At 64.5% G+C, this 22,902-nt stretch carries 21 protein-coding genes; 11 read left to right on the forward strand and 10 right to left on the reverse strand.

Annotation, left to right across the window (positions count from 1 at the left end; genetic code table 11):
• Position 1: 1 nt before the first annotated feature.
• The 5 genes from P8Y39_02040 (at position 2) to ligD (ending at position 5,990) form a co-directional block, all read left to right on the forward strand.
• Positions 2-1,216 (forward strand): type II secretion system F family protein, encoded by a 1,215-nt coding sequence (locus tag P8Y39_02040; protein ID MEJ2191117.1) that lies wholly within the window; start codon positions 2-4, stop codon positions 1,214-1,216.
• Positions 1,213-2,766 (forward strand): ATP-binding protein, encoded by a 1,554-nt coding sequence (locus P8Y39_02045; GenBank protein ID MEJ2191118.1) that lies wholly within the window; start codon positions 1,213-1,215, stop codon positions 2,764-2,766. Before P8Y39_02040 ends, P8Y39_02045 begins: the two co-directional genes overlap by 4 nt.
• Positions 2,763-4,133, forward strand: a complete 1,371-nt coding sequence (locus P8Y39_02050; GenBank protein MEJ2191119.1) for a sigma-54 dependent transcriptional regulator — start codon at positions 2,763-2,765, stop codon at positions 4,131-4,133. The genes P8Y39_02045 and P8Y39_02050 overlap by 4 nt, the downstream gene beginning before the upstream one ends.
• Before the next feature lie 90 nt (positions 4,134-4,223).
• Complete coding sequence (locus P8Y39_02055) at positions 4,224-5,072, forward strand: Ku protein (protein MEJ2191120.1); 849 nt, start codon at positions 4,224-4,226, stop codon at positions 5,070-5,072.
• Positions 5,073-5,990 (forward strand): non-homologous end-joining DNA ligase, encoded by a 918-nt coding sequence (gene ligD / locus P8Y39_02060; GenBank protein ID MEJ2191121.1) that lies wholly within the window; start codon positions 5,073-5,075, stop codon positions 5,988-5,990.
• Positions 5,991-6,026: 36 nt separating this feature from the next.
• On the opposite strand, the gene fdhD is transcribed toward ligD, so the two are convergent.
• The 3 genes from fdhD to P8Y39_02075 form a co-directional block, all read right to left on the reverse strand.
• Positions 6,027-6,788 (reverse strand): formate dehydrogenase accessory sulfurtransferase FdhD, encoded by a 762-nt coding sequence (gene fdhD / locus P8Y39_02065; GenBank protein MEJ2191122.1) that lies wholly within the window; start codon positions 6,786-6,788, stop codon positions 6,027-6,029.
• 980 nt (positions 6,789-7,768) lie between these two features.
• A complete protein-coding gene (locus P8Y39_02070) occupies positions 7,769-8,539 on the reverse strand; it encodes a biotin/lipoate A/B protein ligase family protein (GenBank protein MEJ2191123.1) in 771 nt (256 codons plus the stop codon).
• Positions 8,540-8,544: 5 nt separating this feature from the next.
• Positions 8,545-8,730, reverse strand: a complete 186-nt coding sequence (locus P8Y39_02075; protein ID MEJ2191124.1) for a CooT family nickel-binding protein — start codon at positions 8,728-8,730, stop codon at positions 8,545-8,547.
• A 63-nt stretch (positions 8,731-8,793) separates the two neighbouring features.
• On the opposite strand from P8Y39_02075, the gene P8Y39_02080 reads away from it, so the two are divergent.
• Complete coding sequence (locus P8Y39_02080) at positions 8,794-9,654, forward strand: deoxyribonuclease IV (GenBank protein ID MEJ2191125.1); 861 nt, start codon at positions 8,794-8,796, stop codon at positions 9,652-9,654.
• A gap of 173 nt (positions 9,655-9,827) precedes the next feature.
• Positions 9,828-10,376 carry a winged helix-turn-helix domain-containing protein gene (locus P8Y39_02085; GenBank protein MEJ2191126.1) on the forward strand — a complete coding sequence of 183 codons (549 nt, stop codon included), beginning with the start codon at positions 9,828-9,830 and terminating at the stop codon, positions 10,374-10,376.
• A 319-nt stretch (positions 10,377-10,695) separates the two neighbouring features.
• Here P8Y39_02085 and lpxC read toward each other — a convergent pair whose 3' ends face one another.
• Complete coding sequence (gene lpxC / locus P8Y39_02090; GenBank protein ID MEJ2191127.1) at positions 10,696-11,574, reverse strand: UDP-3-O-acyl-N-acetylglucosamine deacetylase; 879 nt, start codon at positions 11,572-11,574, stop codon at positions 10,696-10,698.
• A 121-nt stretch (positions 11,575-11,695) separates the two neighbouring features.
• Positions 11,696-13,081: a TldD/PmbA family protein gene (locus P8Y39_02095; GenBank protein ID MEJ2191128.1), complete on the reverse strand. Its 1,386-nt coding sequence runs from the start codon at positions 13,079-13,081 to the stop codon at positions 11,696-11,698.
• A 17-nt stretch (positions 13,082-13,098) separates the two neighbouring features.
• Here P8Y39_02095 and mtnP point away from each other — a divergent pair, with 17 nt between their 5' ends.
• Positions 13,099-13,947 carry an S-methyl-5'-thioadenosine phosphorylase gene (mtnP, locus tag P8Y39_02100; GenBank protein ID MEJ2191129.1) on the forward strand — a complete coding sequence of 283 codons (849 nt, stop codon included), beginning with the start codon at positions 13,099-13,101 and terminating at the stop codon, positions 13,945-13,947.
• Between the two features lie 4 nt (positions 13,948-13,951).
• On the opposite strand, the gene P8Y39_02105 is transcribed toward mtnP, so the two are convergent.
• From P8Y39_02105 to P8Y39_02125, 5 genes are all read right to left on the reverse strand, one after another.
• Entirely contained in the window at positions 13,952-15,916 is a 1,965-nt protein-coding gene (locus tag P8Y39_02105; GenBank protein ID MEJ2191130.1) for an Rne/Rng family ribonuclease, read from the reverse strand.
• A 100-nt stretch (positions 15,917-16,016) separates the two neighbouring features.
• A complete protein-coding gene (locus tag P8Y39_02110; GenBank protein MEJ2191131.1) occupies positions 16,017-17,309 on the reverse strand; it encodes a sigma 54-interacting transcriptional regulator in 1,293 nt (430 codons plus the stop codon).
• Positions 17,310-17,523: 214 nt separating this feature from the next.
• Positions 17,524-17,943 (reverse strand): hypothetical protein, encoded by a 420-nt coding sequence (locus P8Y39_02115; protein ID MEJ2191132.1) that lies wholly within the window; start codon positions 17,941-17,943, stop codon positions 17,524-17,526.
• An 83-nt stretch (positions 17,944-18,026) separates the two neighbouring features.
• A complete protein-coding gene (locus tag P8Y39_02120) occupies positions 18,027-18,476 on the reverse strand; it encodes a hypothetical protein (protein MEJ2191133.1) in 450 nt (149 codons plus the stop codon).
• A complete protein-coding gene (locus P8Y39_02125; protein MEJ2191134.1) occupies positions 18,469-18,906 on the reverse strand; it encodes a response regulator in 438 nt (145 codons plus the stop codon). Before P8Y39_02125 ends, P8Y39_02120 begins: the two co-directional genes overlap by 8 nt.
• 270 nt (positions 18,907-19,176) lie before the next feature.
• On the opposite strand from P8Y39_02125, the gene P8Y39_02130 reads away from it, so the two are divergent.
• Genes P8Y39_02130 through trpS form a run of 3 tightly spaced genes read left to right on the forward strand, consistent with a single transcriptional unit; the run spans position 19,177 to position 22,553 of the window.
• Entirely contained in the window at positions 19,177-20,850 is a 1,674-nt protein-coding gene (locus tag P8Y39_02130) for a phosphoenolpyruvate carboxykinase (ATP) (GenBank protein ID MEJ2191135.1), read from the forward strand.
• 8 nt (positions 20,851-20,858) lie between these two features.
• Positions 20,859-21,524, forward strand: a complete 666-nt coding sequence (locus P8Y39_02135; protein ID MEJ2191136.1) for a site-2 protease family protein — start codon at positions 20,859-20,861, stop codon at positions 21,522-21,524.
• Between the two features lie 36 nt (positions 21,525-21,560).
• Positions 21,561-22,553, forward strand: a complete 993-nt coding sequence (gene trpS, locus P8Y39_02140) for a tryptophan--tRNA ligase (GenBank protein MEJ2191137.1) — start codon at positions 21,561-21,563, stop codon at positions 22,551-22,553.
• Positions 22,554-22,902: the final 349 nt, after the last annotated feature.

The following is a 22,902-nucleotide window of genomic DNA, read 5'->3' on the forward strand; positions in this document are numbered from 1 at the left end:
CATGGCAGAAATGGTATTCCAATGGGCCGGGAAGACGCCTCAGGGGACGATAGAGTCCGGGGAGATGACGGCCAAGTCAAAGGACGAGGTCCAGGCACTCCTCAGGCGACGGAAAATCACGCCCACCACCATAACGGAGAAGCAGAAGAAATCCTTCTGGAGCCTTCAACTGGGCGACAAGAAGATCACGGACAAGGACATCGTCGTCTTTACGCGCCAGTTCTCGGTGATGATAGACGCGGGCCTCCCCCTGGTGCAGGCCCTGGAGATACTGTCTACCCAGGTCGAGAACAAGAGCCTGGGGAAGGTGCTGGCGGCCATCAAGGAAGACGTGGAAGGCGGCTCCACGTACGCCGACGCCCTGAGGAAACACCCGCGGACGTTCACGGAACTCTACGCCAACATGGTGGCGGCCGGCGAGAGCGGCGGTATCCTGGACACCATCCTCCAGAGACTGGCCGCCTACATGGAGAAGGCCATGAAGCTCAAGAAGAAGGTCAAGGGCGCCCTGGTCTACCCCGCCACCATCACCGTGGTAGCCGTCATCGTGGTGGCCGTCATCCTCGTGTTCGTGGTCCCCACCTTCACCGAGATGTTCGAGACCCTGGGCGGCACCCTGCCGGTGCCGACCAAGATAGTGGTGGGCATCTCCGACTTTATGAAGAGCACCTGGTGGATGATCCTGATTGCCCTGGTGGGCCTGGTGATCTTCCTCAGGCAGTTCCGCAGGACGCCCAAGGGCCAACGGATGACCGACGGCCTGTTCCTCAAGCTGCCCATCTTCGGCGAGCTCCTGAACAAGGTGGCCATCTCGAAGTTCACCCGCACCATGGGCACCCTCACCAGTAGCGGCGTGCCCATCCTGGAAGGCCTGGAGATAACGGCCAAGACCTCAGGCAACAAGGTGGTGGAGCTTGCCATCATGGACGTCCGGCAGGCGGTCAGCGAGGGCAAGACCCTGGCCGAGCCCCTGGCCAAGGCGAAGGTGTTCCCGCCCATGGTGACGCACATGATAGCCGTGGGCGAGTCCACCGGCGCCCTGGACAGCATGCTCACCAAGATAGCGGACTTCTACGACGACGAGGTGGACAACACGGTGAACAACCTGACGGCCATGATGGAGCCCATGCTCATGGTCTTCCTCGGGACCACCGTGGGCTTCATCATCGTGGCCATGTACCTGCCCATCTTCAGGATGATGACCCTGATCAAATGACCGACGGCTCCCTGACCATGAGGCTCAAGACTCTGATCGCCTTCAGGGTCGTTTTCGTCACGGTGCTGCTGGGCTCTTTCTTCGTCCTGCGCATCGGCGACAGGGTATTGCCGTACCCCGCCGCGGTGCTCTACCTGATCATCCTCCTCTACGTCGCCTCCATCATCTATCTGGTCCTCCTGGACAGGGTGCCCAACCGCGTCCTTGCCTACGCCCAGATAGCCGTGGACGCCGTGGCCATCAACGCCCTCATCGTCTTCACCGGCGGCATCGAGAGCTGGTTCTCCTCCCTTCTGCTGCTCATCGTCATCTACTCCGCCATCGTCATGGGAAAGCGCGCCGGCTACACGGCGGCCGTCATGGCGAGCATCCTGTACGGGGCGCTCATCGACCTTCAGTTCTACGGCGTCATCCCCATCGACTTTGCCCAGGGACTTGAGGTGAAGGACTTCCTCTACAAGATATTCTCCCACCTCCTGGCCCTTTTCCTCACCGCCTATCTCACCGGGTACCTCTCCTCGCGCATCGAGCGCCGGGACATGGACATCGAAGACCTCACGCTGTTCAACCGCGAGGTCATCGAGAGCACCCCCAGCGGGCTGTTCACCACGGACGTGGAGGGCAACATCCGGCTCTTCAACAGGGCGGCCGAGAGCATCACGGGGTACGGGCGGTCCGAAGTGGCGGGCGCCGACGTGCGGCTCGTCTTTCCCTTCATCGTCGACCTCACCGAGCAGAAGAGGATGGAGGCCACCGTGCGGTTCGGCGAGGCCGAAAGGGTCATCGGCTCCAGCATATCCCGGATGAAGGACACCAAGGGGGAGGACACGGGCTACATCGGCATTTTCCAGGACCTGACCGAGCTGAAGAAAATGGCCGAGGAGATGAAGAAGAAGGAAAAACTCGCGGCCATAGGCGAGCTGTCGGCCAACATGGCCCACGAGATACGAAACCCCCTGGCCTCCCTGAAAAGCTCCATCGAGATGCTCACCGAGGGCGTCATCCCGGAAGCGCAGAAGGAGCGCCTCATGACCATAGCCCTGCACGAGATGGACCGGCTAAACTCCATCATCGACGATTTTCTCGGGTACTCCCGTCCGACCCCAGTGGTCATGGAAGAGTTCGACCTGCACGGCGCCCTCGAGGACACCCTGGAGTTCCTGGAAAACCGGGACCACGCGGACATCGTCTTCAGAAGGCGGTTCTCCGGCCCCTTCCGCGTGAAGGCCGACGCCGGGAAGCTCCAGCAGGTCTTCTGGAACCTGGGCATCAACGCCCTGGACGCCATGCCCGAGGGCGGCTCCCTTACCGTGGGGACCGGGGCCCGCAACGGGCTTGTGGAGATCAGCTTCGAGGACACGGGAAAGGGCATCGCCCGGGAGGACCTGGAAAGAATCTTCTTCCCCTTCTATACTACCAAGAACACCGGAACCGGACTCGGCCTGAGCATCGCCTATCGCATCGTGGAGGACCACAAGGGTATCCTCACCGTGCGCAGCGTGCCGGGCCAGGGTGCGCGGTTCGATATTCTCCTGCCGAGGGACGCATGAAAGAGACCAAGGCCAAGATACTGGTCGTCGAGGACGAGAAGAACATGCGCGAGGTCCTGAGCATCCTCCTGGAGGGCGAGGGCTACGAGGTGGTGACCGCCGCCGACGGCGACGAGGGCCTGCAGTGGATACGCAAGGACATCTTCGACCTCATCATCACCGACATCAAGATGCCCGGCGCCGGCGGCTTCGACATCCTTGAGTGCGCCCGCGAGGCCTCCCCCGAGACCCTGGTCATCATGATCACCGCCTTCGGCACCATGGAGTCGGCCATCGACGCCATGAAGCACGGGGCCTACGACTACATCCACAAGCCTTTCAAGATAGACGAGATCCGCCTCATCGTCAGAAACGCCGTCGACAAGCACCGCCTGAAGCAGGAAGTCTCCCTCCTGCGGGAGACGGTGCGGACCTCCTCCGAGATGGACAACATCATCGGCAAGAGCAGGCCCATGCAGGAGGTCCTCGCCCTGATTCCCAAGGTCGCCGGCAGCAACTCCAACGTCCTCATCACCGGGGAGAGCGGCACGGGCAAAGAGCTGGTGGCCAGCGCGCTTCACAACATGAGTCCGCGCGGGGAGCGGGCCTTCGTCGCCATCAACTGCGCCTCCCTCCCCGAGGGGCTCCTGGAAAGCGAGCTCTTCGGGCACATGAGGGGCTCCTTCACGGGGGCCGTGCAGAACAAGCAGGGGCTCTTCGAGACGGCCAACGGCGGCACCCTTTTCATGGACGAGGTCGCTGAGATGCCGATGAACCTGCAGGCGAAGTTCCTCCGGGCCATCGAAAACGGGACCTTCCGCAGGGTGGGGGGGAACACCGACATCCGGGTGGACACCCGCATCATCGCGGCAACCAACAAGAATCTCGACGAGGCCATCCGGACCGGCACCTTCAGGGAGGACCTGTACTTCCGGCTCAACGTCATTCCCCTGCACATCGCACCCCTGAGGGAGAGGCAGGAGGACATTCCCCCCCTGGTGGAGCATTTCATCGGCAAGTACTCCGACGGAAAGAGACAGTTCTCCGGAAGCGCCATGAAGCTCCTCATGGAGCACCCCTGGAAGGGCAACGTGCGGGAGCTGGAAAACATGGTGGAGCGCATCCTCCTGTTTACAGACACCGAGATAATCACCGACGCCGACCTCCCGCCGGAGCTGAAGGCGAAGCCCCGGAGCGAGGAGGCCCTTCTGCCGGACATTTCCTCCAACGGGGGCGTGGACCTGGAGGAGATGCTGGCCGAGTTCGAAAAGAAATACCTCGTCGAGGCCCTCAGGAGCACCGGAGGAAAACAGACGGAGGCCGCGGAGCTCCTGAGGCTCTCCTACCGGTCCTTCCGCCACAAGCTCTCCAAATACGGCATCAGGTAGCCCCTCCGGCTCGCGCCGGCGCGCCCTCGTTGCCCCGGGGCGCCTTTTCTGCTAGCATCTGGCTATCAAGAAAGGAAAAGGAGTCGGGGCATGAAGAGCACGTGGAAGGGATATATCCGGTTCTCCCTGGTGACCATCCCTGTGAAGATGTACACCGCCATCTCCCGGAAGACCATAAGCTTCAACCTCCTGCACGGGGAGTGCGGAACCCGCGTCCGCCAGCACACCTACTGCCCCCACTGCGAGAAGGAGCTGGACAGGGAGGAGATCGTCAAGGGCTACCGCTACGGCAGGGACACGTATGTGCCCATCGAGGACGAGGAGATCGAGCGGGCGAAGAAAGAGGCCACCGACGCCATCGAGGTGATGAAGTTCGTCGACGAGGGGAAGATACATCCCCTGTACTACTCCGAGGCCAGCTACCTGGTGCCCGACGGCAAAGTGGGGGCGGAGGCCTTCGCCCTGTTCCTCCGGGCGGTGGAGAAGACGGGCAAGGCGGCCCTTGCCAAGGTGGTCATCAGAAACAGGGAGCACATCATGGCCATCAAGCCCCATGACGGAGCCCTGGTGGCCTACACCCTGCATTACCCCGAGGAAATTCAGAAGGTCTCCGAGCTCGGCGAGACAGCCCTGGCCGCGGAGGCCCCGGTGGACGAGGAGCAGCTCGCGCTCGCCGTGCAGATCATGGAGAACATGAGCGGCCCCTTCCGGCCCGAGGAGCTCGTGGACGAGTACTCCGAGACCCTCATGAGCATCATCGAGGCCAAGGCCAAGGGCAAGAAGCTCGAGGTGCGGCGCCCCGAGGAGAGGAGGAAGGTGGTAAGCCTCATGGACGCCCTGAGGAAAAGCGTGCAGGAGTCCCGGCAGATGCCCGGGAAAAAGGAGATGGCCGCCGGAAGGAAAAGGAAGCCCGGGGAAAGGAAGCGCAAGACGGCCTAGATGCCCCGCAAGCCCGTCAGGCCCATGCTGGCCTACTCCTCCCGGCCCTTCGACTCGCCCCGCCACCTCTACGAGATAAAGTGGGATGGCACCCGCTGCATCCTCTTCAAGGAGGCCGGGGGGGTGCGCCTTCAGAACCGGAGGCTCCTGGACATAACCCGCCGCTACCCCGAGCTCGGCGAACTCACGGGGGCCATCCGTGCAAAGACCGCCATCCTGGACGGGGAGCTCGTGGTCTTCTCCGGGGGGCTCACCAGCTTCCCCAGGCTCCAGGAGCGGGAGCACCTGGACAACCCCCTGAAGATATCTCTTCTTTCCAGGGAGATGCCGGCCACCTACGTGGCCTTCGACATCCTGTACCTCGACGGCCGGTGGCGGACCGCGAGGCCCCTCCGGGAGAGGAAAAAGCTCCTGGCGCGCACGCTCGGGCTCTCGGAGCGCCTCCTTGAGTCCATGTACGTGGCGGCCGAGGGGCGGCGGTTCTTCGAGGAGGCCGTAAAGCGGGGCTTCGAGGGGGCGATGGCCAAGGACATGGAAAGCCCCTACCTGCCGGGCAAGAGGTCGCGCTACTGGCTCAAGATAAAGCCCCGGGGCGCGGAGATTTGCTTCATCATAGGGTACACACCGGGCAAGGGCGCGCGGAGCGCCACCTTCGGGGCCCTGGCCCTGGCCACCCCCGAGGAGGAGCGGTGGGTGTACAGGGGCAAGGTGGGCACGGGCTTCGGCGAGAAGGAGGCCCGGCGGCTCAGGGGGAAGCTCGAGGAGCTTCGCACCGCAGAGCCGCCCTCTCCGTCCTTCCGGAACATCAGGGAGGACATCCGCTGGGTGCGCCCCGAGCTTCGGGCCGAGGTCCTCTTTCAGGAGAGGACCCGCGACGGGATGTTCAGGGCACCCGTTTTCAAGCGTCTGATAGAGTGAGGGCCCCAAACGCTACCGGGGATGGGTGGGCCTCGCTCAGGGGAAGGTGATGCGCTCGGGGTGGGTATAGATGTTGAAGCGCCTGCCGCGGGCAAAGCCCACCACGGTGACCCCGCTTTCCTCGGCGATATCCAGGGCCAGCGCCGTGGGGGCGGTGCGGCTTACCACCAGGGGAATGCCCCATCGGGCGCACTTGGAGACGATTTCCGAGGACAGGCGGCCGCTGGCCAGCATCAGCCGGCCGGAGAATCCGAGTTCCTCCAGGAGGGCATAACCGATGACCTTATCCACCGCGTTATGCCGCCCGATGTCCTCGGCATGGCAGAGGATGTCCTCCCCGTCGGAGAGGGCCGCGCTGTGGACGCAGCCGGTGGAGTTGTAAAGGTCGGAGCGGTGCTGAAAGCGCCCGAAGACATCCAGGAGCCGCCCGGCCCCCATGCGCATCGGGTCGCTCCGTGCCCGGGTGGTGTGCTTCTTCTCAAAGCTGATGCCCCCCACGCAGCCCGAGGTGACCGACGCCCCCTTGGTGCTGACCCGCCCCTCGGCGGCCACGTCCACCGTTATCTCCTCGCCGTAGACGATGCTCATGCGCTCTGCACAGACACCCTCGGCAACACCCTCGGTCACGAGAAGGCCCACCACCAGCTCCCGCACCATCAGGGGCGTGCAGTACAGGCTCAGGCGCTCCGAGCCGTTGACGCGCACGCGGAGCCTCCGCTCCAGGGCAACCAGGTCTTCGACCTCGGCCCTGGCGTCCCCGGTGACCTTGATGACCTTCTGCGTACGGGCGCCGTTCACGTCTCGTTGTGGATTATAAAGAGTCTCATTTCAGGGGGTCAAACCTGCTACAATACGACCTGTGTCTCTCTCGGACGCCATAACGGAAGGCTTCCGGCTCGTCAACCGCACCTGGCAACTGGTGCTCGTCCAGCTCGTCATGGCCGTCATTCAGGCGGTCGGGTTCGTGGTCCTGGTGGTCGTTCCGGTAGCGGCGGCCCTGCTCGTAAACGGAGCGCACCTGCCGGAGGTAAAAAGCCTGACGGACCTGGCGGCGGCTGCCGGAAACCCCTGGGAGCTCGTCAGCCGCTTTCTCTGGATCTTTGTGGTGGTCCTCGTAAGCATTCTCAACTACTTGACCTTCTCGTTTTCCGTCTGGCTCTACGTCCTCGGGGGCTCCGCGGGCGTCCTCGGCCAGGCCGTCAAGGACGCCTCCTTCCGGTTTTCCATGGGGAGCTTCACGCACTGGGCAAAGAGGCTCTTCGTTCCCCTCATGGGCTATACCCTGCTGGTGGGGCTCCTCTTCATCGGCCTCTTCCTTCTGGGGTCGGTCTCCGCGGTAGCCGGCTTTCTCGCCCTGGACCGGCTCGCCCCGCACGAAGGCGCCCTCGGGGTCTTCTTCAGGACCTTCTTCATCCTCTCGGCCCTGTTTTTCCTCTTCGCCTTCATCTTCGGCCTCTATCTTCTGAGCCTGGAGGGCATCGCCCCCCTTGCCCTCCAGGGGGAAAGGCCGTCCCGCTCCCTGGACAGCGCGTTTGCATTCCTGAAAAGGCAGCCCCGGGCCGTCGGCCTCTTCGCCCTGCTGGCCCTGCTTTACATAGGCGCCCAGTTCGCCCTCGTCCTGGTGGGCATCCCGCTTCAGTTCGTCCCCTTCGTGGGCATTATCCTGGCCATCCCGTACCAGTTCCTGAGCCTGGCCGTCCAGGCCTACCTGTGCCTGGTCATCCTGGGCTCGGTGATGCTTTTCTATCACCGGGGCACCTCCCCGCCGGCCCAGGAGCCTAGCGCCTCAGGGTCCAGCCCGGCGACAGGTACTTCTCCCGTTCAAGGGCACGGGCCCGCTTCAGCTCTTCCTCCGTGGGAGGAGCAGGCAGAAGGGCCTGGCCCAATACCTCCTCAAAACCCAGACGAAGAGCGTCCTTGAGGGCCTCCGGGGTCACGTCCGGCACCACCTCGCAGAGCCCCGCCGGGGGTGCCTCCTCGCCGGAGAGCCGGAAGACGCGCGCCGTGCGTGCGCGGTCCACCTCGCGGGGAAGGGAGCCCTGCTGGAGAAACCCGTCGGGCCAGCGCCTCTGGGCGGAGCCCACCACCTTTTTCCCCCTCAGGGTCACCTCTCCGTAGGAGGGTGAGGCAAAGCAAAGGGGGCTTCTCTCCGCGGAGGGCCTGCGGCCGGTGTGGGCCGAGGGCTCCAGGCCCAGGAGCTTGAAGGCCGCGAGGAAGGCCGCGCTCAGGGCGCGGTACGTCCCCAGAAGACTCGAGGGCATGAGGGCGCCCCGCGGCGCCGAAACACTGTAGGTGAGCTCCCGCCCGTGAAACACCGCCCTTCCCCCGGTGGGCCTGCGCACGACGGCAATGGACTCCCTCTCGCAGAAGGCCAGGTCCACGTCCCGGGCCCGCTGAAAACACCCGATGCTTACCGACGGAGAGGTCCAGCCGTAAAACCTCACTGTGGGAGGGGCCGCGCCCCGCCGCACCGCAGCCGCCACGGCCTCGTCCAGGGCCATGTTCCAGGCCGCGCCCCCGTCGGCCGTCTCCACGAGCCTCCAGGCCACGGGACTCAGGCCTCCAGGACGACCGTGTTGTTCTTGAGCGAGACTTCCTTTATCTTCGCCTGAAGCCTCTTCTCCTCGCCGAAGAGGTTCCGCACGACGACCGTGCCCTGCTCGGCCTGGATGACGGTCACGCTTTCCAAGACAAGCTCCTGAGTGCCGTCCCTTAAAACATACGCGTTGAGCTCGCACATGGGAAACTCACCTCCTGTCGCTCTTCAAACCGGCTCCTCTCTCCTTATTTTAAAAGGAGACCGGTGATAAAGTATACGAGGAGGGCCATGGAGCGGCGTCTCGGTGTCCACACGTCCATAGCGGGAGGGCTCGCAAAGGCCCTGAGGCGCGCCCGCGACCTGGGATGCACGGCCGTGCAGATATTCAGCCATAACCCCCGCGGATGGAAGACCGGAGAGCTTCCCGAAGAGGAGGCCGCCCTCTTCCGAAGGGAGCGCGAGCGCCTGGACATCTCCCCCGTTGCGGTCCATGCGTCCTATCTCATCAACTTGGCCTCGCCCCGGAAAGACCTGCGGCGCGCGTCCATCGCCCTCCTTGCAGAGGAGATGAGGAGGGCGGACCTCCTGGGCGCGGACTACGTGGTGCTTCACCCGGGGAGCTCCCGGGAGGGGAACGCCGCGCGCTTGAGCGTGCAAGGCATGGCGGAAGCCCTGGAGCTGTCCTCGCCCTCCCGGACGGGGCTCCTCATCGAGAACACCTCGGGCAAGCGCGGCGACGTGGCCTCCTCGATGGAGCAGGTGGCCCGGATTCTCCAAGCAGCCGGGGGCGCCGTCCGCGGCATATGCCTGGACACCTGCCACGCGTACGCCGCGGGCTACGACCTGGGCACGGAAGAGGGCCTCCGCACCCTGAGCGAGAAGATGGAGGCGTTCTTCGGCCTCTCCCGGGTCCTTCTGGTGCACCTGAACGACTCCAGGGGAGGGCTCGGCAGCGGCCTGGACAGGCATGAGCACATAGGCAAGGGGAAGATAGGCAGCCGGGGAATGAAGCGCTTTCTGCACCACGAGTCCTTCGGAAGCGTCCCCCTTATCCTCGAAACGCCCAAGACGTCGCCCGCCGACGACCCGGAGAACCTCCGGCGGGTGCGCGCCCTGCTGCGCTGAGGGCCGTTTCGTGACCGGCATCACCAAAAAACTGCGTTCGCTTTTTGTAAACGTTCTCTATGTGTAAACGCGTTCACAAAAAAGCATTTTTTGTTCATCTTTTTTATTGACACACTTCAGGTGATATGTTATAAAAATGCGGTGAGACGTTTCATTATACGTGCAGGAGGCAGATGCTAAAGAAGCTCTTCTCATCGTCGATACGGGCTGACGTCCTCTCCCTCCTCCTGAGCAGCCCCGACGAGATGTTCTACGTCAGGGAAATCGCCAAGCTCCTGCGGAAGAACCCCTCGGGCATCAAGCGAGAGCTGGACAACCTCGAACGCATGGGCATCGTCACCAGCGAGCACGTGGCCAATTTGAGGTACTTCCAGGCCAACAAGGAATCCCCCCTCTTCCGGGAGCTGAGAAGCCTGATTACGAAGTCGCTGGGCCTTCCGGGCGCCTTGAAGGCCGTGCTCCGGGCCTCCGGGGTAAAGGCCGCCTTCATCTACGGACCCTACGCCGAGGGGGAGGACGCCGATACGGTGGACCTCATGGTGGTGGGGGCCCAGGACGACCTGGTAAAGGAGTTCCGGAGCATCGAGAGGAAGTTCAACGTAAAGATAACGTGGATAGAGATGGAAGAGGAAGAGTTCAAGCGCAGACGGAAAAGACGCGATGCACAGTTGAGGAAGATACTCTCCGGAAAGAGGATCTCGCTGGTCGGACGCGTCAGATAATCCAGTCTCCGTCCGAGGAGGCCAGAAAGGAGGTGATTTGATGGCGAACAACGCGGCCAAGAAGAAGACCACGGCCAAGAAGAAGACCGCGGCCAAGAAGAAGACCGCGGCCAAGAAGAAGACCGCGGCCAAGAAGAAGACCGCAGCCAAGAAGTAAGCGGAGAAGAAGCAGCAACGAACAAGGCTGCGAGGTCTGGAATGGGCTGGGAAGGGATTCCCAGCCCATTTTTTCTCTCCGGAGTTCTTTTAGAGTCTATGCCGGGGGAAACGGAAAAATCAAGGCTTTAATTATAAGCCTTTGATTATGCGGCCTTTTTGGTTACGCAGGGACCCTCAGGCCGTGCTCCGCCCCCGAGACGATCTGCCAGCACCCGGGGTCGGAGAGAAGGTGTCTGAGGAACTTCGTGTTGGCGGCGTGGCCGGAGCGGGAGACGATGAAGTGCGCCTCGATGGGCAAGCCCGCCAGGGAGAGGTCCCCCACGAAGTCCAGGATCTTGTGGCGGACGCACTCGTCCTTGAAACGCAGGCCCGAGGCGTTAATAACCCCCGTGTCGCTCAGGAGCACGGCGTTGTCCAGGGAGCCACCCTGGGCCAGGCCCATGGACTTCAGCCGCTGCACGTCCTTCAGGAACCCGAAGGTCCGGGCAGGGGCGATTTCGCGGACGAAGCTCTCCTCGTCCTCCAGGTCCACGCACATCCGCTGCTCACCGACGAGGGGGTGGCCGTAGGAGACGTGACAGGTGACGGCCCTGCCCTCGTAAGGAAGGGCCACTATCTCGGCATGCCCGTCCCTGAAGGAAACGGGCTCGATGACCTTGATATAGGAGCGGTAGACTCCCTGCGGGGCGACGCCCGCGGCCAGAATGCCCTCGGCGAAGGCCCTGGCGCTGCCGTCCATGATGGGCACTTCGGGCCCCTCGAGCTCCACCACCATGTTGTCCACGCCGAGGCCCGCGGCCGCCGAAAGGAGATGCTCCACCGTCCGCACGCGCGAGCCGTTTACCCTGAGGGTGGTGGCGAAGGCCGTGTCGGAGACCATGGCGACCTGGGCCGGAACGAACCCGCCCTTGTCCCGCCGGTGAAAGACGACGCCGGTGTCCCGCGGCGCGGGCCTCAGAAGCATCCGGGCCCGCCTGCCGGAGTGCAGCCCCCAGCCGGTGAAGCTCCTCTCGCCCCTTATGGTCCGCTGTAAACGCACGGGTAAGAACAAAGCAATTTATGTGCCACATGAAACAAGCTGATAAACAAGGAATTTCCTCCCTGCTCCTGTGGCGCTGTATCCGCAGTGACGCAGAAAGGACACAGGGAGAGCCGCACCCTCAGACCTCGCCCCCCACCACCATCTCTGCTATCCTGACCGTGGGCATGGCGTCGGAGACGGGCACTCCCTGGGCATCCTTGCCGCAGGTGCCGATGGCGAAGCCGAGGTCCGAGCCCACCATGTCGATATTCATGAGAACGTCGGGGCCGTTTCCGGTGAGGGTGGCCCCCCGCACGGCCTCGCCCTGCGCACCGTTTTCGATGAGGTAGCCCTCCTGCACGTCGAAGACGAACTCCCCGGTCACCGTGTTGACCTGCCCGCCGCCCATCCTCTTTACCAGGAGCCCTCTCGCGGTGGACCGCACGATGTCCTCCGGCTCCGAGGCGCCGGGGGCGATGAAGGTATTGGTCATCCGGGGGATGGGGCGGTGGCGGTAGCTCTCGCGCCTGCCGTTGCCCGTGGACTGGGCCCCCTCACGCATGGCCGAGAGCTTGTCGAACATGTAGGTGCGGAGGACGCCGTCTTTCACCAGAACGGTCCGCGCCGAGGGTGTCCCCTCGTCATCGAACCGGAAGGAGCCCCGCTTCCCCGGCAGGGTGGCGTCGTCGATGACGGTGACCAGGGGGGAGGCCACCTGGCGGCCCAGCAGGCCGGAGAACTTCGAGAGCCCCTGCCCCGCCAGGTCCGCCTCCAGGCCGTGCCCGATGGCCTCGTGTATCATGGTGCCCCCGGCCTCCGAGGAGATGACGACCGGCATCCTCCCGCCGGGGGCCCGGCGGGCCGTGAGCATGGCCAGGGCCCGGCGCACGGCCCGCAGGGCGGCCTGCACGAAGGACTCCTCGGCGAAAAGCTCAAACCCCACCAGGCCGCCCATGGTCTCATAGCCGGTCTGCACCACGTCCTTCTCCTGGGCCACCACGTTCACCAGCGAAATCGTATGGATGCGCTCGTCCTCGGCCAGGGCGCCCTCCGAGGTGGCCACCTGCACCCTCTGGACCGAATCGCGGTAGACGAGGCTCACCTGCCGCACCTTCTCTCCGCCCAGCGCGCGGGCGGCGTGGTCGGCCTCCCTGAGGAGCGAGACCTTTCTGGGCAGGGCAACCGCGTCGGGCCGCTCCCGGAAGGTAAAATCCACTGCGGGCCGCTGGGTCATCAGCGAGAGCCCGGGGGCGCTCTCCCCCCGGGCCACGGCGACGCTCAGCCCCCGGGCCGCCAGGAGGAGGGTTTCCTCCCGCAGGTCGTTACTGAAGGCGAAGGCGGTCTTCCCGTCGAAGAGGACGCGGATGCCCGCGCCCTGCTCCACCCCGGTCAGTACCTTCTCTATGCGCCCCTCTTCCATCTGCAACGTGGTGGGGCGCTTCCACTCCACGAAGACGTCGGCGTAGTCCCCGCCCCGGCAGAGGGCCTTCCGGAGGACTTTCTCAAGGAGCATCTGGTCAAGCACGAGGCACCGTCTCTTTCATGGGTTCGTGGTTTCCGGCGGACGTCCGGCGGCGCGTTTCGATGGTGTATTATATCACCATGCAGAGCGTGGGTGTGATAGGCGGAAGCGGGCTGTATGACATCGAGGGGCTGAAAATCCTGGAACAACGGGAGCTGGAAACGCCCTACGGCAGGCCCTCCGCCCCCTTTGCCCTGGGCGAGCTGGACGGGGTGCGGCTGGTCTTCCTGCCCCGCCACGGCCTCCGGCATGAAATCGCCCCGCACCGCGTCAACTACAGGGCCAACATCCGGGGGTTCCGGGACCTGGGCGTGGAGCGCATCATATCGGTCAACGCAACGGGGGGGATAAACCCCTCCCTGGCCCCGGGGGACCTGGTCATCCTGGACCAGGTGCTGGACATGACGCAGGGGGCGCGCCCCGGCACTTTCTACGAAGAGGGCGAGGTCGTCCACGTGGATTTCACCGAGCCCTATTGCCCGGAGCTTCGAGCATCGGCCCTTCTGGCGGGCAAGGAGGCGGGCCTCGCCCTGAGGGCGGAGGGCACCTATCTCTGTGTCAACGGCCCCCGGCTTGAGTCCCGCGCGGAGGTGCGGTTCTTCGCCCGAGGGGGCGCCGACCTGGTGGGGATGACGGGCATGCCCGAGGCCGTCCTGGCCAGGGAGCTCGAGATGTGCCTGCTGGGCATATCGGTGGTGACCAACCGCGCGGCCGGACTGACCGGCCAGAAGCTCACCACCGAGGAGGTGGTGCAGATGATGAAGGAGTCCACCCGGAGGCTCAGGCTCCTCATCAAAGAGACGGTGGCGCGGATTCCCCCCCGCCGGCACTGCCCCTGCAAGGACGCCCTGACGGGCGCCCGCATGTAGGAGGCTAGCCCTCCGCGGCTCCTTCCCCCGCGGCCTGCACGGATTCGGACGCTTCGGGCTTCTCTTCCGGGGCCTTCTTGCGCGGACCCCTCCGGCGGGGCCGCCGCCTCTTCCTGGCCCCCCCGGTTGCGGCTTCCGCCGGAGCGCCGGCGGCCTCCGCTACAGGGGCTTCTTCACCGGACGGCTCCGCGGGGGCCTCGGCTGCCGTCTCCCCTTCCCCTTTGGGGAGCTGGGCCGCTTTCTTCCGCCCCCTCCGGCGGGGCCGCCTTTTTTTCCTGGGCCCCTCGGGTGCCGCTTCCCCTTGCGCTTCCTCAGGGGTTTCCGGCGCGGCTTCTTCCCCGGCTGCCTTTTCCTGGACCGTCACCGCCTCCTCCTCCGGGGCCTCGGCAGCTTCCTTCCCGGCCGGCTTCTTCCGGCCCCGCCGCCGCGGCCTCTTTTTCTTCCTGGGCGCCTCGGGCGTCTCCTGCTCCTCGGCCGGGGCCTCCCCGGCTTCCTTCTGTGCCTGCACCTGCACCTGCCCGGGGGGCAGGGTGCCGTCGGCCAGCACCGAGACGCGGACCTTGAACTCCTTCTCCAGGGCCACGAGGTCCTGGCGCATCTCGTTCATGAGGAAGTTCGCGCTGGCCACCGGGAGCCTGCAGATGAAGCCCTCGATGCCGCCCTCGGAGGCCCGCGTGTGCATCTCCCTGAAGGCCGAGAGGGCGACCAGCTCGTCGGCCTTGAGCACGCCGGCTCCCGCGCAGACGGGGCACGCGCGGGTGGTGGTCTCGAAATAGGTGGACCGCAGGCGCTCTCTGGTCATCTCCAGCATCCCGAATTGCGATATCCTGCCCAGGTCCCACTTGGCCTTGTCCTCGTGGAGGGCCGTGCTCAGGCGGGCCTCCACCTCCCGCCTGTGCTTCACCTGCTCCATGTCGATGAAATCGATGACGATGAGCCCGCCGATGTCCCGGAGGCGGAGCTGCCGGGCAATCTCGTCGGCGGCCTCCAAGTTCGTCTTCAAGGCGGTCTGCTCCACCCCCTTTTCCTTGCGGCTGCGGCCCGAGTTGACGTCGATGGCCGTCAGCGCCTCGGTCTTGTCCAGGACCAGGTACCCGCGGGAGGGAAGGGAGACGAACCGCTCCCCGAGCTTTGCTATCTGCACCTCCAGGCCGTAGATGTCAAAGAGAGGCCGCGCGGCCTTGTAGTACGTGACGTTTATCTTCCGCCAGGGCATCGTCCTTCGGAGGAAGGCCCGGACGGCCCGGGCAGTCTCTTTCTCGTCGACGATGACCTCGGCCACGTCGGTGGTGAGGTAGTCCCGCACGGTGCGCACGGCGATGTCCTCCTCCTTGTAGACAAGGGCCGGGGCCGAGGCCTTCTTGGCCTCGGCCTGTATCTTGTTCCAGAGCTTGGTGAGGTACTTCAGGTCGTGGGCCAGCTCCTCGGTGGAACGCTCCATGCCCGCGGTGCGCAGGATGAAGCCCGCGTCTCCGGGGAGCTTCAGGGACTGGAACAGCTCCTTGAGGCGCTCCCGCTCGGCCCTGCTTTCGATCTTCCGGGAGACGCGCACCTTCTCCTGCCCCGGCATCATGACCACGTAGCGGCCGGGCAGCGATATGTAGGTGGTCAGGCGCGCCCCCTTGGTGTCGCGCTCCTCCCTCTCCACCTGCACGATGAGCTCCTGCCCCTTGCCCAGGGCGTCCTGGATGCGCCCCTTGCCCCCGGCCCCCGCCTTTCTCACGGAAGGCATGACCTCGTCGTACTGGAGGAAGCCGTGGCGCTTCGGGCCGAAGTCCACGAAGGCGGCATGCAGCGAGGGCTCCACCCGCGCCACCGCGGCCTTGTAAATGTTTCCCTTCAGGTGCTCCTTGAGGGGGACCTCCACGTAGAAGTCCACGAGGAGCTCCCCCTGGACGATGGCGACCCGTTTCTCCACGGGGTGTCTGGCGTTGATGAGGATCTTCTTCTCGTTGTTCCCAGTCTTCACGAAACCCTCCGGAACCCGCTCGGAAATGCCCGTACGAACCATAACATAGAAGTTTACCATACCCGTCTCGCCCGAGGCGTGCGGAAGGAGAGACGGGGGGTCAGGGGGAGATGCGGTAGTTCTTTATCTTGGTCCTGAGGGTGGTGCGGTTTATGCCCAGGGTGGCCGCGCTCTTGAGCTGGTTGCCCGAGGCTTCCTCCAGGACCAGCTCGATGAGGGACTTCTCCACCTCGTTCATCACCGTGGCATGCAGGCCCGCCCTGCGCAGTTTGGTCATCTCGCCTATGTATTTGCCGAGCTTGACCTGGAGGAACTCCTTGATGGAGCAGTGGGCGGCCACGTCTCCCAGGACGAAGTGCCTCTCCTCCACCAGCTCGTCGCTGGAAAGGAGACAGGCCTTCCGGATGGCGTTCTTCAGCTCCCCCACGTTTCCCGGCCAGGGATGGCGGGTGAGGTACTTCCTGGCTCCCTGGGCCAGGCGCTTCGGGCCGGTCTCGAAGACCTGCGCGCACTCCGTGAGGAACTGCTCGGCCAGGGGGACGATGTCCTCCACGCGTTCCCTCAGGGGCGGAAGCCTGAGCACCCTGCACGAGCTGGTACGGAGAGGGTCGTCGCCCTGGATGCCGTTTAACGAGCAGAGGACCCGCACGTCCAGGCGGCTCCCCGATGAGCCGGGCAGGGTCCGCTCCTTCATGAAGGCACCCACGCTCCTGGCCCGTTCGGGGGCAAGACCGTCGAGGTTCTTGAGGAAGAGCGTGCCCCCTTCGGCGCTCACCGCCTTGCCGGGGGAGCCCTCGGTCCCGAAAAGGGCCGTCTCCAGGTCGCCGCCCGCACCCTCCACCGTGACGAAGGACCGCGTTCTGCGGCTGCTCATCCGGTGCATGACGCGGGCCATGTGCTCGCGGCCCGTGCCCCTCTCGCCGGAGATGAGCACGGGGACGTCCCGCCGGGCCAGGCGCTCCACCTCCCTCAGGACCTTGCGCATGGCCGTGCCGCCGTAGAGGTCCACCGGCACGGCGGCCTCGTCCTGGCGCTTCTCCAGTTCGTCCCTGAGGGCCAGATAGCCGTGCGCGCTCCTGACGGCTGCGGCGAGCCGGTGGGTGTTCAGGGGCTTGACCAGGCAGAAATGCGCCCCCTCCTGCACGGCGGACTTGGCGCAGTCCTCCCGGGTGGTCACCAGCACGACGGCCTCGGGGTGGTAGGAGCGTATCTCCCGCGTGGCCCGGGCGACGTCGGAGACGTCCGCCAGGACGAGGTCGGGCCCCTGCATGGCCCTGAGCAGGGCGGGCAGGCGCTGCTTGACCGTAACGGCAACGCCCAGAGGCTCCAGGGTGCGGCGCGCCACGGCAACACTTGTCTGGTCCGAAGAGAGAAGGTAAAGGTGCCTTTCCATGTCAGCGTAAAAAGTGTTCCGGCGAAAGAGAAGACAGCTGCCCGTGTATCGAAACTCCCCCACTACCCCCGGCGAGACGGTGACTCTCCCGGGAGGGCTTTATTATACACATCAAAGGGGGGGACATCAACAGTGTGCGCGGAGGGTGCAACGGTCCCCGCGGCGGCTTTTCCCCCTCTTGCGGCGAAAGCCGCTCAAAAGCGGAGAGAGCCCCTCAGGGGCGGCGCTCTTCGCCCGCCAGGCGGAGCCAGTAGGAGGCCACCACGCCCCAGATGCTGTTGTAAATGATGACGAAAAGCGGGGTCAGGGCTCCGAGGTCAAGGCCCGCCGTTCCCTTGCCCAGCTTCAGGGGAAACACCCAGAAGAGCATGCCCAGGGTGGGCCCGAACCCGTAGAGGACGCCCCGCCAGAAGGGCCGCTTCCGAAGAAGCGGTATCAGGAACAGAGCGCCCCATATGCCTCCCCACACCAGGCGGGGATAAAGCCACGGCACCGTAAGGGCGGGGGCCAGCGAGACTCCCAGGGCCTCGGGGAAGCCTATCCGGCCGAAAAACCAGACCGCCAATCCGTTTATAAGGCCGCCCAGGGCACCGGCGGAAAAGACGAGGGACATCTGAAGGGCTAACCGTCGCATGGGAACCTCGCTTTGCTTCTCGTGTTGTCCGGGAATATTCCTTCGGCCCCGGGGGGAGGCCGGACTATCCGATACGGCCGGCCTCAGGCGTGGTGCTCCCCTTCCAGCCTGAGCCTCTGAAACTGCACGAAGTTCTCCTCCATCTCCTCCTTGGTGAGCACGCCGAGGTTCACCAGGGCCTCGCCGAAGAGCACATAGCTCTCCTGCATCTCCTTGAGCAGGCTCTCCAGCCTCTCCAGGGATATGTAGCCGTGCTCCAGGGCCACCTGCCCGAACTTCCGGAAGTCCTCCTCCTGGTAAGTGAGGATGCGGGCCACGTCGGCCGTGGAGAGCCATCCCTTCTCCCGGGCCAGCTCGCCGATTCTGCGGTTGTGCTGCCTCTGCATCATCCGGGCGTTGAAGACGTCCTCCTCCGTGATGAGCCCTTTCATCCTCAGGAACTGCCCGAAGAGGAAGGAGCGCGGGACCGGGGAATCCAGGGCCAGGATATCGGAGAGATAGTCCTCCTCCCGCCTTTCAAAAGCCCTATCCACGGGTCTCCTCCTTTCTCCGGACGAGCCTCTCCAGGAGGGACTTCAGCTCGTCCGTGTCGGAGGACTTCACCACGTATCCGTCGGAGGGAAGGTTCTTCATCTTGTCGGTATAGTCGAAGGCGGTAAGCATGATGACCGGGATGGAGCCGTCCATGCCCTTCATCTGCTGAAGGAGCCGGATGCCGGTGGGGTTGACCGTGCTTCTGAGCCTGCCCCCCTGCACCATGGGCAGCATGATGTCCAGGGTCACGGCGTCGGGCTTCTCGCTGGCGAAGAGCTCCAGGGCCTCCTGCCCGCTTGTGGCGGTTACCACGTCGTAGCCCTCGTCGGCGAGCTCCGCCTCGTAGAACATCAGGATGGGCGCCTCATCGTCCACCATGAGGACCTTGGGGGCCTGCCTCCGTCTTTTCGCGGCACCGTTGCCTCGCATGTCCAGATTCTAACAGAAAGTCAACCGGCTGCATAGGAGCGGGCTCACACGTGGGCAGGCGGGACCTTCGCCCGCCCCCCGGCCGCCCGCACCGTCATGCTCTTGGACCAGGGGGATGTCTTCCTAGAGCGCCCTGGTGGCCGTTTTGCGGGTGCAAAATGGCGAAATGAGGCCTTGACATCCGCCGGCAATGCTTCTTAGAAGCGACTAGTATTTGACAAGGGCCCGAACCCCGGTCTATGATAAGTGATTCACTCCAAGGAGAACCTTATGGCGACGGAACAGAAGCTTCCCGCCTCCCCCTGGAGGGCCATCATCGAGACGGGCATGCATGCCAACTCGGTGAGAAAGACCACCATGGCGGAGCTCTACGACCTGGCCCTCACCCAGCACGAGGTGGTGGCCACCGACATGCCGATGTACCGCCCCGAACACTTCGGCCTGCCGGCGGACGCCAGGATACTGGTGAGCAACGACGGCAGCGTGGTGGGCCGCACCGCGCGGGCCCGCCTCCTTGTGCGCAACTTCGACAGGGCCCAGAGCGAGAAGTTCCAGGCCGTTCTGCGGGAAGCGGTATACCGGTTCAACCAGAGCCCGGGCCTGTGGCTGGAGGGCATCGTGGGGCTGCACCCGGACTTCATGGTAAAGGCCCACCTGCTCTCACCGGAGGCCGACGCCAAGAACATGCTGGACTGGGGGCTGAACTTCCAGCCCTTCATCAAGCCCTGGACGGAGATATACGAACGCTCCCGCCGCATCGATGAGCCCGACATCGTCGCCTTCGCGGACCCCTCGTGGACCCATCCGGAGTTCCCCCACGGCTGCGTCATCATCGACGAGGCCCACAACTGCATCGCCATCCTGGGGCTCCGGTACTTCGGCGAGCGCAAGAAGGGCACCCTCACCCTGGCCTGGACGGTGGGCGTGCGGCACAACATGGTAGCCTGCCACGGGGGCATCAAGAAGATAGGAAACGCCCCGCCCGTTGCTGTCTTCGGCCTGTCGGGCTCGGGCAAGAGCTCCATCACCAACAGCCTGGACCACGAGGGCCTGCTCCGCGAGGACGAGAAGGTGACCGTCATCCACGACGACGCCTTCCTCATCGACCTGGAGAACGACTTCTCGGTGGCCCTGGAGCCCTCTCTCTTCGACAAGACCGACGCGGTCACCTTCAACGACCCCACGCTCAGGTACTTCTACTCCGCGCAGAACGTGGCGGTCACCCAGCTTCCCACGGGCGAGAAGCGCCTGGTGGCCCTGGACGTCAGAAACTCCAACGGCCGCTGCCTGAAGAGCCGCGACATGTTCACCCACTCGGAGCACTGCGAGAGGCCGGGCATGGTCATCTGGCTTCAGAAGGACACGAGCCTTCCCCCCGTCTGCAAGGTCAAGGGGAGCGCCCTGGCCGTGGCCCTGGGGGCGTCGCTGTCCACCCTGAGGGCCAAGGGGGTGGAGAACGTGGAGGCCAAGGAGCTCGAGAAGCTGGTCATCGAGCCCTTCGCCAACCCCTTCCGGGTGCACCCGCTCCTGGAGGACTGCGAGCAGTTCCGGAAGCTCTTCAAGATGGACTGCGAGTGCTACATCATGAACACTCACGCCTTCGGCCTTCCCGGCGAGCTCCTGGACATCCCCAAGCAGCTCTCCCTGGCCATCGTCACCGCGCTCATCCGGGACAGCGTCCAGTGGAGGGAGTGGCGCACCTTCCACGGGCTGCTCGTTCCCAAAAACGGCAACGAGCTCTTCGAGCCCGACTACGACAAGAAGTACAAGCCCCGGCGCACCCAGGCCTACCTGGGCTACCTGCGCGACCGGCTCCAGGACCGCATCACCTACCTGTCGAACAAGCGGGACATCGAGCACGACATGTCCAACAACTTCATCGCCCCGCTGGTTCTGGCCAGGACCACCATCGACAAGATTCTGAACCCGGACCTCTACGGGTAGCGCGGGGGATGGGCGGACTGGACATTCCGAGCATTCTCAGGCAGGTGGCCATCGCGGCCGTGCCCATCCTGGTGGCCATCACCTTCCACGAGGTGGCCCACGGCCTGGCGGCCTACAAGATGGGAGACGGCACGGCCAAGTTCTCCGGCCGCCTCACCCTGAACCCCCTGGCCCACATCGACCCCATCGGCACCGTGCTGTTGCCGGTCATCCTGCTCATCACCACTCAGGGGCAGTTCGTCTTCGGCTACGCCAAGCCCGTGCCCATCAACCCTTACAATTTCCGCAATCCCAAGCGCGACATGGCGCTCTCGGCCGCGGCCGGTCCGGGGATGAACCTGGCCCTGGCCGTGGCCTGCGTGCTGCTTGTCAAGCTGGTGGTAAACCCCCTGTCGGGCGTCCTCCCGGAGGCCATCATCCTGCCCCTTTTCCTGATGCTCCGCTCCGGGGTCCTCATCAACGTGGTGCTGGCGGCCTTCAACCTCATACCCGTCCCCCCGCTTGACGGCGGCCGGGTGCTGGCGGGCTTTCTGCCCATCCGCCAGGCCGACCAGCTCAACCGCCTGGAGCCCTACGGGATGATTATTGTTATAATACTCATCATGACGGGGCTGGCGGGGGTCTTCATCACCCCGCTCATCCGCCTGTTCATGGCCCTCTTGAATCTCTTGTAATCGAAGGAGGTCTCCACGGCACCGACGAAGCGCGTCCTGAGCGGCATGCAGGCCAGCGGCAAACTGCACCTGGGCAACCTGGTGGGGGCCCTGCAGAACTGGGTGGCCCTGCAGGAGACGTACGACTGCTACTACTTCATCGCCGACTGGCACGCCCTGACCACCGGCTACGCCCACCCCGAGGCCATACGGGAGTCCGTGCGGGACATCCTCATGAATTACATCGCCGCGGGCCTGGACCCGGAGCGCTGCACCATCTTCCTGCAGAGCCGCATCCTGGAGCACGCGGAGCTGCATCTCCTGCTGTCCATGGTCACCCCGGTGGGCTGGCTGGAGCGCGTCCCCAGCTACAAGGAGAAGAAGGAGCAGCTCGCCGACCGGGACCTCAACATGTACGGCTTCCTCGGATACCCGGTGCTTCAGAGCGCCGACATCCTGATGTACAAGGCCGACCTCGTGCCCGTGGGGGAGGACCAGGTGCCCCACCTGGAGATAACCCGGGAGATAGCCCGCCGCTTCAACGGCCTGTACGGCGAGCTCTTCCCCGAGCCCCAGCCCCTGCTGACCCTCTTCCCCAAGGTGCCCGGCGTAGACGGGCGGAAGATGTCCAAGAGCTACCACAACGCCATCTACCTCTCGGACTCCCCCCAGGTGGTGGAGGAGAAGATACGCACCATGATGACCGACCCCGCCCGGGTGAAGCGCACCGACCGGGGCGACCCCGAGAAGTCCCCCGTCTACCAGCTGCACAAGATATTCTCCACCCGGGCCGAGCAGGACGAGGTGGCCCGGGGCTGCGTCACCGCCGCCATAGGCTGCATAGACTGCAAGAAGATCCTCATCAAGAACGTCTTCCGCGTGATGGAGCCCATCTGGGCCAAGCGCGAGGAGCTTCTGGAAAACCCCGCCCGCCTCGAGGAGATAGCCGCCCTGGGCAGCGAGCGTGCGGCCGTGGTGGCCCGGGCCACCATGGCCAGGGTGCGGGAGGCCCTGGGCTTCGGCAACCTCGCCAGAAATATTCGAAAGTAGCCGCCCGGAGTTCCTCTTGGGGCGGCAGCACCCTTACCCTTACCCTTACTCCTGTTCTTTCCCCTGAAGTGAGAAGCCTTCGGACTTTCCTCTGAGAAATCCTCCCATTAAGGCCAAAAGAATTCTTCCCCGTCAGGGGGATACGTAAGGGGGATATGTAAGTTCTTTTTTTCGTTTTGTCTTTGGGGGATACATAAGGGGGAGAGACTCCCCCTTATGCGGACGGGGATACGTAAGGGGGATGCGAGTTCCCCTTACGGAAGGTTTCATTTTGTGATTTGCATTACACGAATGGTTGTGCCAAAGAGTACATTATCTTGTGTAAAGCGAAGTGGAGGGCTGCCGATGC

The organism is Nitrospirota bacterium (assembly GCA_037386965.1).
GTDB lineage: Bacteria > Nitrospirota > Thermodesulfovibrionia > Thermodesulfovibrionales > JdFR-86 > JARRLN01.

Bases quoted from the DNA above. Each gene is read 5' to 3' on its own strand.
- P8Y39_02040 (MEJ2191117.1), top strand. From the start codon at position 2: ATGGCAGAAATGGTATTCCAATGGGCCGGGAAGACGCCTCAGGGGACG.
- P8Y39_02045 (MEJ2191118.1), top strand. From the start codon at position 1,213: ATGACCGACGGCTCCCTGACCATGAGGCTCAAGACTCTGATCGCCTTC.
- P8Y39_02050 (MEJ2191119.1), top strand. From the start codon at position 2,763: ATGAAAGAGACCAAGGCCAAGATACTGGTCGTCGAGGACGAGAAGAAC.
- P8Y39_02055 (MEJ2191120.1), top strand. From the start codon at position 4,224: ATGAAGAGCACGTGGAAGGGATATATCCGGTTCTCCCTGGTGACCATC.
- ligD (MEJ2191121.1), top strand. From the start codon at position 5,073: ATGCCCCGCAAGCCCGTCAGGCCCATGCTGGCCTACTCCTCCCGGCCC.
- P8Y39_02075 (MEJ2191124.1), bottom strand. From the start codon at position 8,730: ATGTGCGAGCTCAACGCGTATGTTTTAAGGGACGGCACTCAGGAGCTT.
- P8Y39_02085 (MEJ2191126.1), top strand. From the start codon at position 9,828: ATGCTAAAGAAGCTCTTCTCATCGTCGATACGGGCTGACGTCCTCTCC.
- mtnP (MEJ2191129.1), top strand. From the start codon at position 13,099: ATGGGTTCGTGGTTTCCGGCGGACGTCCGGCGGCGCGTTTCGATGGTG.
- P8Y39_02110 (MEJ2191131.1), bottom strand. From the start codon at position 17,309: ATGGAAAGGCACCTTTACCTTCTCTCTTCGGACCAGACAAGTGTTGCC.
- P8Y39_02115 (MEJ2191132.1), bottom strand. From the start codon at position 17,943: ATGCGACGGTTAGCCCTTCAGATGTCCCTCGTCTTTTCCGCCGGTGCC.
- P8Y39_02125 (MEJ2191134.1), bottom strand. From the start codon at position 18,906: ATGCGAGGCAACGGTGCCGCGAAAAGACGGAGGCAGGCCCCCAAGGTC.
- P8Y39_02130 (MEJ2191135.1), top strand. From the start codon at position 19,177: ATGGCGACGGAACAGAAGCTTCCCGCCTCCCCCTGGAGGGCCATCATC.
- P8Y39_02135 (MEJ2191136.1), top strand. From the start codon at position 20,859: ATGGGCGGACTGGACATTCCGAGCATTCTCAGGCAGGTGGCCATCGCG.